General features: G+C 58.5%; 9 protein-coding genes. 2 read left to right on the top strand and 7 right to left on the bottom strand.

The features are described 5' to 3' along the window. The first annotated feature begins 20 nt into the window (after positions 1-20). Complete coding sequence (locus QVF59_RS11145) at positions 21-1,727, top strand: amidase (protein WP_287879826.1); 1,707 nt, start codon at positions 21-23, stop codon at positions 1,725-1,727. 222 nt (positions 1,728-1,949) lie between these two features. Continuing rightward, a complete protein-coding gene (locus QVF59_RS11140) occupies positions 1,950-3,737 on the top strand; it encodes an aminopeptidase P family protein (RefSeq protein ID WP_287880146.1) in 1,788 nt (595 codons plus the stop codon). A gap of 75 nt (positions 3,738-3,812) precedes the next feature. On the opposite strand, the gene argS is transcribed toward QVF59_RS11140, so the two are convergent. From argS to trhP, 7 genes are all read right to left on the bottom strand, one after another. Continuing rightward, entirely contained in the window at positions 3,813-5,531 is a 1,719-nt protein-coding gene (argS, locus tag QVF59_RS11135; protein WP_287879824.1) for an arginine--tRNA ligase, read from the bottom strand. Between the two features lie 171 nt (positions 5,532-5,702). Further along, positions 5,703-6,743, bottom strand: coding sequence for an MBL fold metallo-hydrolase (locus QVF59_RS11130; protein ID WP_287879823.1), 1,041 nt, complete (start codon positions 6,741-6,743; stop codon positions 5,703-5,705). A gap of 116 nt (positions 6,744-6,859) precedes the next feature. Next, entirely contained in the window at positions 6,860-8,356 is a 1,497-nt protein-coding gene (locus QVF59_RS11125; protein WP_287879821.1) for a DUF3138 family protein, read from the bottom strand. A 127-nt stretch (positions 8,357-8,483) separates the two neighbouring features. Then, positions 8,484-9,320 carry an ABC transporter permease subunit gene (locus QVF59_RS11120; RefSeq protein WP_159880833.1) on the bottom strand — a complete coding sequence of 279 codons (837 nt, stop codon included), beginning with the start codon at positions 9,318-9,320 and terminating at the stop codon, positions 8,484-8,486. Between the two features lie 5 nt (positions 9,321-9,325). After that, on the bottom strand, positions 9,326-10,234 hold the full coding sequence (locus tag QVF59_RS11115) for an ABC transporter permease subunit (protein WP_287879818.1): 909 nt from the start codon (positions 10,232-10,234) through the stop codon (positions 9,326-9,328). Positions 10,235-10,521: 287 nt separating this feature from the next. Then, complete coding sequence (locus tag QVF59_RS11110; RefSeq protein ID WP_287879817.1) at positions 10,522-11,622, bottom strand: polyamine ABC transporter substrate-binding protein; 1,101 nt, start codon at positions 11,620-11,622, stop codon at positions 10,522-10,524. 910 nt (positions 11,623-12,532) lie between these two features. Beyond that, a complete protein-coding gene (gene trhP, locus QVF59_RS11105) occupies positions 12,533-13,879 on the bottom strand; it encodes a prephenate-dependent tRNA uridine(34) hydroxylase TrhP (RefSeq protein ID WP_287879814.1) in 1,347 nt (448 codons plus the stop codon). Positions 13,880-13,885: the final 6 nt, after the last annotated feature.

Raw genomic sequence — 13,885 nt, 5'->3', positions numbered from 1 at the left:
TCTTAAGTGGAGGTAGAAGCATGATCGAGGTTACCGAGCTATCCATTGCCGAGCTGCGTGCCGCGCTCGAATCCGGGCGTACCACGGCGGTAGAACTGGTCCAGGCCTATCTGGCACGGATAGCGGCCTACGACGGCCCCTCTACCGAGACCAGGCTCAATGCCGTGGTGGTGCCCAATCCAGAAGCCATGCGTGAGGCCGAAGCCTCCGATGCGCGCCGCGCCCGTGGCGAAACGCTGGGCCCGCTGGACGGCATTCCCTACACTGCCAAGGACAGCTATCTGGTGAAGGGGCTGACCGCCGCTTCCGGCAGCCCGGCCTTCAAGGAGCTGGTGTCCCAGCACGATGCCTTCACTATTTCCCGCCTGCGCGCCGCCGGTGCCATCTGCCTGGGCAAGACCAATATGCCGCCGATGGCCAATGGCGGCATGCAGCGTGGCTGTTATGGCCGCGCCGAAAGCCCCTATAACGCCAACTACCTGACCGCGCCGTTTGCCTCCGGCTCCTCCAATGGGGCCGGTACTGCCACCGCGGCCAGCTTCGCGGCCTTCGGCATGGCGGAGGAAACCTGGTCTAGCGGTCGCGGCCCAGCATCCAATAACGGCCTGTGCGCCTATACCCCGTCGCGCGGGGTGATTTCGGTACGTGGCAACTGGCCGCTGACCCCCACCATGGATGTTGTCGTGCCCTATGCCCGCACCATGGCCGACCTGCTGGAAGTGCTGGACATCATCGTGGCCGACGACCCGGTCACCCGTGGTGACTTGTGGCGCCTGCAACCCTGGGTGGCGATTCCCAAAGCCTCCAGCGTGCGACCGGAAGCCTATCCGGCCCTGCTGTCCCAGCCCGAAACGCTCAAAGGCAAACGCTTTGGCGTGCCGCGCATGTATATCAACAAGGACGAACTGGCCGGCACCAGCGCTGCACCCGGCATCGGCGGCCCCACCGGCCAGCGCATCCATACCCGCGCCTCGGTAATCGACTTGTGGCAAGCCACGCGGCAGGCGCTGGAAGCCGCCGGTGCAGAAGTGATTGAGGTGGATTTCCCGCTGGTGTCCAACTGTGAAGGCGACCGGCCCGGCGCACCCACGGTGGCCAATCGCGGCATCTTGCCGCCGGACTTCCTGCACGATGAATTATGGGCGTTGTCCGGCTGGGCCTTCGATGAATTCCTGCGCGCCAACGGAGACCCGAAGCTCAACAAACTGGCGGACGTGGATGGCCCGCAAATCTTCCCGCACGACCCCGGCACCCTGCCCAACCGCGAGGGCGATCTGGCAGCCGGCATGGAAGAGTACGTCAACATGGCCAAGCGCGGACTGAAGTCCTTCGACCAGATTGCCAGCGTGCCCGACGGCCTGCGCGGCCTGGAGAAAATCCGCAAGATGGACCTGGAAGACTGGATGGATGATCTCAGGCTGGACGCGGTGCTGTTTCCCACCGTGGCCGACGTTGGCCCGGCGGATGCCGACGTCAACCCGGCTTCTGCCGACATTGCCTGGAGCAACGGGGTGTGGGTGGCCAATGGCAACCTCGCCATCCGCCATCTCGGCGTACCGACGGTGACCGTGCCGATGGGCGTGATGGCCGATATCGGCATGCCGGTGGGACTGACCTTTGCCGGGCGCGCTTATGACGACAACGCGCTGCTGCGCTTTGCCAGTGCATTCGAGGCCACCGGCAGCAAGCGCATGATCCCGCCGCGCACACCAGCCCTAGGCCAATGAGCGCCAGCCAGGACAGATCAGGACTGGTGTTCAGCCAGTCCTCCTGTTTTGCAGCAAAAGTCTGCTGCTCATGTTGAAATAGTTTCAGATTGTTTTTTTATTGCACACCGGCGCGCTGGCATGCAAAAAAGGCATGCCAACCCCGGTATAAACTCGCTTGTCAGCCAGCCATGCGCGCACCAGAATATCAGCACACTCTGCACTGGAAACCGCATGACCACCCTGCACACCATTCCCCAGCGCCTGACCGCCCTGCGCCAGGCCATGCAACAACAACATGTTGATGCCTGTCTGATCCCGTCTTCCGACCCGCATCTGTCCGAATACCTGCCCGCACACTGGCAGGCCCGGCAGTGGTTGTCCGGCTTCAAAGGCTCAATGGGTACACTGATCGTCACGCATGCGCAGGCTGGCCTGTGGGCAGACAGCCGCTATTGGGAGCAGGCAGAACTGCAGCTCGCTGGCAGTGGCATTACACTGATGAAAATACAAACCGCAGCCAGTACACAGCATCTGGATTGGCTGGCAGAACACCTGCAGCCTGGCCACACTCTGGCGGTGGATGGCGATGTAATCGGCCTTGCCGCTGCCCAGGCACTGCAAAGCCGTCTGGACAGCAAGGGTGTACGGCTGCGTACCGACATCGATCTACTGCAAACCATCTGGCAGGACAGACCCGCCCTGCCGCAGGCCGCCATCTACCCGCACCCGGCACCGTTTGCCAGCACCAGCCGCCGGGACAAACTGGCTGCGGTGCGGCAAGCCATGCAGCAAGCCGGTGCCGATTACCATTTCATTTCCACGCTGGACGACATCGCCTGGCTGCTCAATCTGCGTGGCGCAGATGTGAACTACAACCCGGTGTTCATCAGCCATCTGCTGCTGAGCCCGGACAGTGCCACGCTGTTTGTGGACAGCAACAAACTGGACACCGCGCTGCAGACAGAACTGAGTGCCGACGGCGTGCAACTGGTCGACTACCACCATGCCAAGGCAACGCTTGCCGCCCTGCCCGTCAGCAACACCATGCTGCTGGACCCGCGCCGCATCACGCTGGGACTGTATCAGGCCATTCCGGCCACCATGCCACGGCAGCAGGCCATCAACCCCAGCACCTTGCTGAAGGCACGCAAGACCGCGGCTGAAGCCGTGCAGATCCGCAAAACCATGGAGCAGGATGGTGCTGCACTGTGTGAGTTCTTTGCCTGGTTCGAACAGGTGGTCAACCGTGAGGCCATCACCGAACTGACCATCGATGAGCAGATCACCGCCGCCCGCGCCCGCCGCCCCGGTTTTGTCTCGCCCAGCTTTGCCACCATTGCCGGTTTCAATGCCAACGGCGCCCTGCCGCATTACCGTGCCACGGCGGAGGCCCATGCCAGCATTGCCGGCAACGGCCTGTTGCTGATCGACTCCGGTGGCCAGTACCACGGCGGCACCACTGACATCACCCGCGTGGTGGCAGTGGGCAGCCCCAGCGCAGAACAGAAGCGTGACTTTACCCTGGTGCTCAAGGGTACGCTCAATCTGTCCATGGCCCATTTTCCGCGCGACACGCTATCTCCCATGCTGGATGCACTGGCACGCGCGCCGATGTGGCAGCACGATATCGACTTCGGCCATGGCACCGGCCATGGCGTAGGTTATTTCCTCAATGTGCATGAAGGCCCGCAAACCATCTCGCGCAGCCTGCCGGATGCCAGCATGGCGATGCAGGAAGGCATGATCACCTCGGTGGAACCAGGCATCTATCGCCCCGGCCAGTGGGGGGTGCGCATCGAAAACCTGGTGTTGAATGTGGCGGCGCAGAAAAACGGTTTTGGCGACTTCCTGCGCTTTGAAACCCTCACGCTGTGTCCGATCGACACCCGCTGCATCGAACACGCCCTGCTGTCGCGGCAGGAAGTGGACTGGCTGAATCACTATCACGCCGAAGTACGACGCCGCCTGCAGCCATTGGTTGATGGCACGGCCCGTGACTGGCTGCTGCAGGCTACCAAGCCCATCTGATAGAAACCCGTTTGGCTGCCACAAAAAAACGCCCTGGAATCCAGGGCGTTTTTGTTCTTGCGCGGACTGCGGTGCTTACATGGTTTCCAGCACCTTGATACCCAGCAGATCCAGCCCGGTACGCAAGGTCTTGGCAGTGAGCGCTGCCAGTTGCAGACGGCTGGCACGTACTTCGCCTTCACTCTTCAGGATCGGGCAGGCTTCGTAAAAGCGCGAGAACAGCGTGGCGATCTGATACAGGTAAGTAGACAGATAGTGCGGGTAGCAGCCATCAGCCACCGACAGCAACGTGTCTTCAAACTGGGACAATGCCGCAGCCAGCTGCTTTTCCGCCGGTTCGGTAATCACGATGGGCGCATTGGCATCCACGTTTCCGGCCTTGCGGAACACGCTCTGCACGCGGGTGTAGGCGTACTGCAGATAAGGCGCGGTATTGCCTTCAAAGGCCAGCATGGTGTCCCAATTGAAGATGTAATCGCTCATGCGGTTCTTGGACAGATCGGCATACTTCACCGCACCAATGCCCACCGTGGCGGCGATTTCGCGCTTTTCGGCCTCGGACAGGTCCGGGTTCTTTTCCGACACCAGCGCGTAGGCACGCTCTTCCGCCTCGTCCAGCAGCTCGATCAGCTTGACGGTGCCACCGGAACGAGTCTTGAACGGCTTGCCGTCATCACCCATCATCACGCCAAAGCCGATGTGCTCCAGCTGCATGCTTGCCGGTGCAAAACCGGCCTTGCGGCAGATGCTGAACATCTGGGCAAAATGCTGGCTCTGACGCGCATCCACCACGTAAATCACGCGGTCCAGATTCAGCACCTTGTGACGGTAGCGCACCGCACCCAGATCGGTAGTGGTGTACAGGAAGCCACCATCCTTCTTGCGGATGATCACACCCATCGGCTCGTCGTCCTGGGTGCGGAATTCCTCCAGGAACACCACTTCCGCGCCTTCGCTCTCGCTAAGCAGGCCAGCCGCGCGCAGTTCGTCCACGATCACCGGCAGGTCGTCGTTATAGGCTGACTCGCCACGCACATGCTCGCGCTTGAGGCCGACATTGAGCTTTTGATACACCGCTTCGCAATGCTTAAGCGAGATGTCAACAAACTGCGCCCACAGCTTGAGCACTTCTTCGTCACCGCCCTGCAGACGCACTACATAGTCACGGGCGCGGTCGGCAAATTCTTCGCTTTCGTCAAAGCGCACCTTGGCGTTGCGGTAGAAGGTTTCCAGATCGGACAATTCCAGCGCATTGTCACCAGCCTGACGGATTTCCACCAGATAGGCGGTCAGCATGCCGAACTGGGTTCCCCAGTCGCCCACATGGTTGGCGCGCACGACATCGTGCCCCAGAAACTCCATTACCCGCGCCAGCGCATCACCAATGATGGACGAGCGCAGGTGGCCTACGTGCATTTCCTTGGCCAGATTGGGTGAGGAGTACTCCACCATCACCCGTTGTGCCACCACCGGGCTGATGCCTAGCTTGTCGTCCTTCAAGGCAGCTTCGCTGCGGCGGGCCAGATATTCAGGGGCAAGATGAATATTGATGAAACCCGGACCGGCGATTTCCACCTTGTCGGCAATGCCTTGCAGGTCGAGCGCGGCGACAACCTTCTGCGCCAGCTCGCGCGGATTGGTCTTGAGTGCCTTGGCTGCACCCATGACGCCATTGGCTTGATAGTCACCGAATTCCGGCTTGGAAGCCGGCTGGATCACAGCCGGCGCATCCGGCGCACCGGCAGCAGCCAGCGCTGCCTGTACCCGTTCATTGATCAACTGCAGAATTGTCATGCCTCGCCCCATATTGCCGTGAAAACGAAAAAAAACCTTCGTTTTCGAAAAAATTAACAGTGTCGATTGTATGCCCCCCGGCCTTGACGAGCAATGTTTGCATTGCAGCAAAATAGCGCAAACTGCGCCAATCCAGGGCAATCCGACGCCATCAGGATCAAGTGCGCGCTCCTAGTGTGACAGCCAGATGGTTTCGCCGATGGCAGGCAGCATGAAATCCGTGGCGCTGACATCCTGTTCGCGCAGCGCCATGGCCAGTTCAGCCATGGGTTGCTGGATCGGCTCGTCAGTCAGGATGAAAGTACCCCAGTGCACTGCCCAGGCCTTGCGCGCCGCCACATGCTTGAAAATACGCACCGCCTCTTCCGGGTTTACATGCTGTGCCCGCATGATTTTGCGTGGCTCGTAAGCGCCGATGGGCAGCAGCGCAAAATCCACCGGGCCGATATGCAGGCCGATTTCATGAAACAGTTCGGCACGGTAGCCGGTATCACCCGGAAACCACACCTTCAAGCCCGCCCCCTCCAGCAGAAAGCCACCCCATAGCGCCTGATTCATGTCACCCCAAGGGCCACGGTTGCTCCAGTGATGGGCCGGTGTCAGCAATATCTGCACTGACCCATGCCCACACGCCTGCCACCAATCCAGTTCCGTGATTTTTGCGGCGGGAATCCCTGCCGCCCTGACTGCCCGCGACATGCCCAGCGGCACAATCACATCCGGTGCCTCGCCCTCCTGCGCAGCCAGCCGTTGCAAGGTGGGAAAATCCAGATGGTCGTAATGCAAATGGGTCAGCAGTACCAGATCAATACGCGGCAGATCAGGCAGATCCAGCGGCAAGGCCACCTGCCGCTTTGGCCCCAGATGGCGGAATGGCGACACCCGTGGCGACAGCACTGGATCAATCAGGATATTCAGCCCAGCCAGCTGGATGAAGCTGCTGGCATGCCCCAGCCAGGTAACGCTGGCCCGCTGCTGGTTGGCCCGTAGCGCAGGGGCGTCGCCGCTGCAAACCGGAATCATCTCCGGCCTGTGGTCCGGGCTTTGCCGCCACAGGGCGGACAGCTTCCAGTACAGCAGGCTGCCTAGCGATGGCAAGGTAAAGGGGTAAAGATTGCGATAGCCGCTTGCGCCATGATGGCGGTTGGCCGGACTGGCCTGATAAGGCAGCCGGCTGAACATGGAGGCCATCCAGTCTGGGCGTCTAGGCATGGGATATTCCGCAAATGCAATGTGGGAGAAATGCAGCCGACCTGCTCATTTGGCAAGGGGCTGCATGAAAAATGGCCTCCAAAGGAGGCCATTGCGGGCAAGATGCAGGTTGCCGATCAGAAGCTGTATACCGCCTGGGCCGCAAAAATGTCGTTGCTCTTGCGATAGTTGCCATCGCTACGCAAGAACACGTCGCGATTGGCCCAGTCATGACGGATCTCCATCTTCAGGGTCAGTTGGTCGGTCGGGTAGAACAGCAGTGCAGCTGTCAGAGCCTGACGGGTAGCGCCAGAGCAGTCGGTGCCGTTGGCTGTGCTGCTGTTGAAGCAGGCCTGCGAAATGCCAAAGCCATTGGTGCCATCAACACCGCCGTAGTTAGTGCCCCCGTTCGTCGTTCCCGACGAAAGGGCAATACCGCCGCCACCGCCGCCGTTCTTGCTGTCGTTCAGGTAGTCATAGCGCAAGGTGGCACCCATGCGGCCGAACCAGTCGGAATTCCACTTCTGGTGCGCCAGCATGGAGAAGCCCCACCACACGGCATCGCCACCGTTCCAGGCAGCCTGTTTCTGGCGGCCATAGTCGATTTCGGCGTTATAGACGCTGTCAGTACCGGTCAGCGTCATGTCCAGTTCGCCAAAATAGTAGCCGCTGTAGGCACTGCTGGAGGTCCCCTGATAGCCATAGGTGCCGTCAGCATTACCCGTGGTGCTATTGGTATGGGCATACAGACTCTGGCGACCCACGTTCATCGAGCCACCGATGTCCAGATTGCTGGTCATGGTGTAGTCGACACGGCCAGTCACCGTCGGGGTGCTGTTGCTGTGGGTGTGACTGTTGGCATCGGACGCGCTATTGGGGTTGGTGTGGAACTGCTCGTTGGCAATCATGAACTTGGTTGCCCATGAGCCGTGCGACCAGTTGAAACCGGCACCAACATAGCTGCCCGGATCGCTGAAGTCATACAGCAGGCCATGGGTGATGGTGTTCATCTGGTTGGACTGCTGCACTTCGTAACCACCAAAGCTGTTCATCAGGCCGCCTACCAGCTGGGTGGTATCAGACAGCGGGAAGTTGATGATGGCAGTGTTGATGATATTGTTGCCGACACTGCTGTTGCCGCCGCTGGTCAGCAAATTGTTGCCGGAACCACGGTTGGGCATGATGCTGACTTCAGCACTGGGGGCCATCGGGCCGACACCAAAGGTTTTCTTGATGTCCAGGTAGACATCACCAAAGGTACTGTTGGTGTAGGCGTACTGGTTACTGTGATTGACAAACTGGAAGCCGGAGCTCTTGCCCACCCGGCTGGCCAGATAGGTCGGGTCCATGTAGCCGGTAATGCTCAAACCGGCAATCGGGCCTTCGCTGGCGTCGGTAGTCAGCTTGTCCACCTTCATTTCCATGCCGGCCACACGCTGCTTCAGCTCGGTGTTGTCATCCGCTTCCGGTGCCTTGGCTGCCGTGGCGGCATTCACCGCCTGCTGCAGTTGCTGCATTTGCGCCTGCAGGGCCTCTAACTGGGCCTTGAGCTTGGCGATTTCGTCTCCCTTGGCATCAGCCATGGCCACACCGGGAAGACCTGCGATCAGTGCGCTGATCAACAATTTCTTCATTTCATTTCTCCCTTGTACTACAGCATGAACAGCACTTCTCCTACGCTTTGGATAAAGAACGGGGCAGCAACCGGAATCTGACATCCCACCTGCTACCCCGCGGTCATTACACGACTTCCCCGCCAGTTCAGGCCTGATTGAAAGCCAGTTGCATCTCGCGATCGCGCTTGCGCTGCACCGAACGCATGTAGAGGTTGCCGGCGACCACACCTACCGACACCACCACGATGAACAACGTGGCCAGGGCATTCATTTCCGGATTCAGCCCCAGACGCACGCGGGAGAACACCACCATGGGCAGCGTGGTGGAACCCGGGCCGGACAGGAAGGCGGTCAGCACCAGGTCGTCCAGCGACAGGGTGAAGGACAGCAGCCAGCCGGATACCAGTGCCTGGGAAATCAGCGGCAGGGTGATCACAAAGAACACCTTCAGCGGACGCGCACCCAGATCCATGGCGGCTTCTTCCAGCGAGCGGTTGAGTTCACGCACCCGCGATTGCACGATGATTGCCACATAAGACACGCACAACATCACGTGACCAATCCAGATGGTGAATACACCGCGACCTTCCGGCCAGCCCAGGGTCTGCTCCATGGCCACAAACAGCAGCAGCAGCGAAATACCCTGAATCACCTCGGGAATTACCAGCGGTGCGTTAACCATGCCGGCAAACAGCGGAAACAGGCGGAAGCGGTTCAGGCGCGCCAGAACGAAACCGGCCCAGGTCCCCACCACCACAGATGCCGTGGCCGTCATCAGCGCAATCTTGATACTGAGCAAGGCCGCCGTGATCAGCTCGTCATCCTCCAGCAGCGCCCAGTACCACTTGGTGGAAAAACCGGACCATACCGTCACCAGCTTGGACTCGTTGAACGAGTAGACGATAAGCAACAGGATGGGCAGGTACAGGAAAGAGTAGCCGAAGCCAAGTACCGCATAAGACAGCGGTTTGCTGGGTTTCATGGTGCTCATTTCACTTCCTCCATCGCTTTTGCCTGGTAATGCTGGAACATGGCCATCGGCACCAGCAGCAGCAGTACCATCGCGCAAGTCACGGTAGCCGCCATCGGCCAGTCCATATTGTTGAAGAACTCATCCCACATCACGCGACCAATCATCAGCGTATCCGAACCACCCAGCAGTTCCGGAATCACGTACTCGCCCACCGCCGGAATGAACACCAGCAGACTGCCGGCAATGATGCCGTTCTTGGACAGCGGCAGGGTAACCTGCAAAAACGCCTTCCACGGACGGGCACCCAGGTCGTAGGCAGCCTCCAGCAGACGCAGGTCCATTTTCACCAGATGCGAATACAGCGGCATGATCATGAAGGGCAGATAGGAAAACACCATGCCGATATACACGCCCCAGTTGGTGTGATACAGGCGCAGCGGCGTGTCGATGACGCCCAGCCACATCAGGAACTGGTTGAGGAAACCGTCGTTCTTCAGGATGCCGATCCAGGCATACACACGAATCAGATAGGAAGTCCAGAACGGCAGCATCACCATCATCATCAGCGTGTCACGGGCAGATTCGGACGCACGGGCGATGTAATAGGCCATGGGATAGCCGATCAGCAGGCACAGTAAGGTGGAGACAAACGCCATCTTCACCGAACTGATATAGGTGGCGAAATAAAGGTCGTCACCCAGCATGAACTTGTAGTGGCCGATATTGAGTACCAGGGTGAAGACATCGTCTTCCATCTTGGTCAGCGGCGTATAGGGCGGAATGCCCAGTTGCTGCTGCGAGAAGCTGATACCCACTACCAACAGGAAAGGTAGGAGGAAAAATACAAACAGGAACAAAAACGGTACACCGATGACGGTTGTCCTGCCGGACGGTAACCATCGACTGAATTTGAGACTTTTCATGATTTAGCACCACTTGGCCGGTGGGACCGGCTTGCCAAGCCCATCTTTACAGCCATCATATCAAGGCCCTGTCACGACTCGCCCTGATGTGATGACTTACGTTTCACTGCAAGCCGACCCTGTCGGACCGGTTTGCAACCCTCACTCCACATACTTTTTTCTAACCGTTCGCCACGGCTGGTATACCGCAACAAGCGGCCGTTGCATCAGCCCTGCCGTTACCTGAGCAAGGCGGGCCGTGCTGTCGGGACCTGGCGGAGCAATACTCCACCAGGCCAGGACTCGGTTTAGCGGCCAGTCTTCAACTGGGTCCACAGACGGTTCTGCAGACGCATGATGTCAGCCGGCAGCGGCTTGAGCAGGAACAGGGTCTTCATGACCGATTCCGGCGGATAGATGGAAGGATCGTTAGCGATTTCCGGCTTCACGTACTTGCGAGCGGCCGCATTGGCAGTCGGGTAGAACACCTCGTCGGTAATCGCAGCATTGACTTCCGGATTCTCGATGTAGTTGATCCACTTGTGAGCAGCATCAGCGTGACCGGCATCTTTCGGAATCACCATCACGTCAAACCAGATCGGCGCACCGGATTTCGGAATCACATAACCCAGCTGGTAGGTACGTTTGGCTTCGGCAGCGCGATGCTTGGCAATGTTGACGTCGCCGGACCAGCCCAGCGCCAGGCAGATATCGCCGTTGGCCAGGTCATTGATGTAGCCGGAAGAGTTGAACTGGGTGATGTAGGGGCGAATCTTCTTCAGCAGTTCAAAGGCAGCCTGATAGTCGGCAGGATTCTTGCTGTTGGGATCCTTGCCCAGATGGTGCAACGTTACGGCGAACACGTCATTGGCCTGGTCCAGCACCGACACCCCGCAGCCCTTCAGCTTGGAGACGTATTTCGGGTCAAACAGGATGTCCCAGCTATCCAGCGGTGCACCGGCACCCAGAATGGCCTTGACCTTGGTAAAGTTGTAACCTAGGCCATCAGTACCATAAGCCCACGGTACACCGTGGGCATTACCCGGGTCGGCATCCTGAATCTTGGCCATCAACGCCTTGTCCAGATTGGCCAGGTTAGGGATCTTGGATTTGTCCAGCTTCTGGTAGATGCCAGCTTCGATCTGCTTGGCCATGAAGTTGGAAGTTGGAACCACGATGTCGTAGCCGGCTCGGCCGGTCAGCATCTTGGCTTGCAGAGTGTCATCGCTGTCGTAAACGTCGTACTTGACCTTCACGCCGGTCTGCTTTTCAAAGCCAGGAATGGTGCTCTTGGCAATGTAGTCGGACCAGTTGTAGACATTCAGTATCTTGTCTTCTGCCAGAACGCCAGCACTTGGCAACAGCAGAAGCAGCGAACACAGCACTTTCTTGACAAGTTTCTTCTTCATTACAGGCTTCCTAATGTATTGCAAGACCATAAACTCCCTTTGTCTGGGGACGTCAGGGACCTGATGAACTGCACCTCATATTGACCGGTCGGGGATTCCCCCTCATATCCGGCCAGTGCCAAACCCGGGCAAAAGCGGCACGCTTATTTGCAAAGCAATATTCGTGCACAACATTTATAACCCCATCCTATCCATTCTGGCTATTTCCAATCCAGATGAATGTGACATCAGTCAGGCAAGAGACGAAGGACAAGGCAACATACGGCTGCCAGCCTTTCACATTTATTGTTATCGCAGGAAACCCGTGGAAGCCGGTTGAGTAGGCAGCAAAGAAATCCGCCCGCTCCCTTCCTTCTTCCGCGCAGGACATGACAAGCATGACCTGGCCTCCTCCGTTGTAGATACCACCTCGGTAATGTTTAATAAAATCCACAATTCGTGGCGAGGTGTTACAGCTTTTTAACCACAAAGACATTCAGCCGCAACATGAATTTTTTGCGCATCGCAAAAAAAACCTGCTGGACAGGCTCTTGACGCGCCAGCAACTTTGCCGTCTCACACATCTGATCATTTATCAGCCGCAAGACTGGAAATACAGCCAAAATTCCCTAGACATATGATCAAAACCCACAGCCCGCTTGGCGTTTCAAGGGTTTAGCATCCAGGCGCGCTCACTTGGCCCGGGAAGCGGCAAGACAAGGAATGCACGAGGGGATAACGATTCAACGCAGCCAGTTGCTGTCCGGTAGACAAAAAAAGTTTTTTCTCCTGTCTCGGTGAAATGAGGCAGATTTGCCACAGATCAAATCTGACTACTTACCGACGTGTCTTCAGGGCAAAGAAAAGCGGATTGCCCCTACAGGCAATCCGCTCACGTTTTAGCAAGGACTTTGTGCTGGCTTACATTTGATCAGATCAATCGCGCCAGCAGTGCTTTTTCCATACCGGCCATATCAGGAATGCGCACTTGCATGCCATTCCCCGCCGCCACGTCCACGGCCACGCCGTTACGCGTCATCTGTGCCAACTGTACGATGCGGTTGCCACGCGGATGGATAACCTCAATACGGTCACCTACGCCAAAGCGGTTTTTCACCTCGACCAGCGCCCAGCCATCGGCATCCACTTCCAGCACATCACCCACATACTGGCTCTGCTTGGCCTTGGAGTGGCCATCCAGGTAGTTCTGGTAATCCTGGGTCTGGTGACGCTCAAGAAAGCCCGGGGTATAACCGCGATTGGCCAGGCCATCCAGCTCGGCCAGCAAGCCCAGGTCAAACGGACGTCCGGCCACGGCGTCGTTGATGGCCTGACGGTAGACCTGTGCGGTACGCGCCACGTAGTACAGGCTCTTGGTGCGCCCTTCGATCTTGAGCGAGTCAACACCAATCTTCACCAGCTTCTCCACCTGCTCCACCGCACGCAGGTCCTTGGAGTTCATGATGTAGGTACCATGCTCGTCTTCGATGATGGGCATCAGTTCACCCGGACGGCTGCCCTCTTCGATCAGGTAGGTCTTGTCGGCCAACGGGTGACGTTCGGCGCCACCACAGGCGGCAAAACTCTGGTTGGCTTCTTCCAGTGCCTTGTTGAAGTCCAGCTTGATGGTTTGCACATCGCCCGCGTCATCACCCTGGGTATCGTGCATCTTGTAGTCCCAGCGGCAGGCATTGGTACAGGTGCCCTGGTTGGGGTCGCGGTGATTGAAATAGCCCGACAGCAGGCAACGGCCGGAATAGGCAATGCACAAGGCACCATGTACAAACACTTCCAGCTCGATATCCGGGCATTCCTGGCGGATTTCGGCAATCTCGTCCAGGCTCAGCTCGCGTGACAGGATGATGCGTGACACACCCAGCTTCTGCCAGAACTTCACGCCCATATAGTTAACGGTATTGGCCTGTACCGACAGGTGGATCGGCACCTCCGGCCAGCGCTCGCGCACCATCATGATCAGGCCGGGGTCGGCCATGATCAGCGCGTCCGGCTTCATGGCAATCACCGGCTCCATGTCTGCCATATAGGTCTTGATCTTGCTGTTGTGGGGCAGCAGGTTGCTGGCCACGAAAAACAGCTTGCCCCGGGCATGGGCTTCGTCGATGCCGGTTTTCAGCTCTTCGAGCTTGAAGTCGTTGTTACGTGCGCGCAGCGAATAGCGCGGCTGGCCGGCGTAAACCGCATCGGCACCAAAATCGTAGGCAGCACGCATTTTGTCCAGCGTGCCGGCGGGCAGCAGCAATTCCGGGGCTTTTAACATAGTGGC

Origin of the sequence: Aquitalea sp. (assembly GCF_030150775.1) — a bacterium.
Classification (GTDB): Bacteria; Pseudomonadota; Gammaproteobacteria; order Burkholderiales; family Chromobacteriaceae; genus Aquitalea; species Aquitalea denitrificans.
The sequence above is the reverse complement of the archived record's forward strand: the minus strand, read 5'-3'. Positions and strand labels throughout refer to the sequence as shown.

Bases quoted from the DNA above. Each gene is read 5' to 3' on its own strand.
- QVF59_RS11145 (WP_287879826.1), top strand. From the start codon at position 21: ATGATCGAGGTTACCGAGCTATCCATTGCCGAGCTGCGTGCCGCGCTC.
- argS (WP_287879824.1), bottom strand. From the start codon at position 5,531: ATGACAATTCTGCAGTTGATCAATGAACGGGTACAGGCAGCGCTGGCT.
- QVF59_RS11130 (WP_287879823.1), bottom strand. From the start codon at position 6,743: ATGCCTAGACGCCCAGACTGGATGGCCTCCATGTTCAGCCGGCTGCCT.
- QVF59_RS11125 (WP_287879821.1), bottom strand. From the start codon at position 8,356: ATGAAGAAATTGTTGATCAGCGCACTGATCGCAGGTCTTCCCGGTGTG.
- QVF59_RS11120 (WP_159880833.1), bottom strand. From the start codon at position 9,320: ATGAAACCCAGCAAACCGCTGTCTTATGCGGTACTTGGCTTCGGCTAC.
- QVF59_RS11115 (WP_287879818.1), bottom strand. From the start codon at position 10,234: ATGAAAAGTCTCAAATTCAGTCGATGGTTACCGTCCGGCAGGACAACC.
- QVF59_RS11110 (WP_287879817.1), bottom strand. From the start codon at position 11,622: ATGAAGAAGAAACTTGTCAAGAAAGTGCTGTGTTCGCTGCTTCTGCTG.
- trhP (WP_287879814.1), bottom strand. From the start codon at position 13,879: ATGTTAAAAGCCCCGGAATTGCTGCTGCCCGCCGGCACGCTGGACAAA.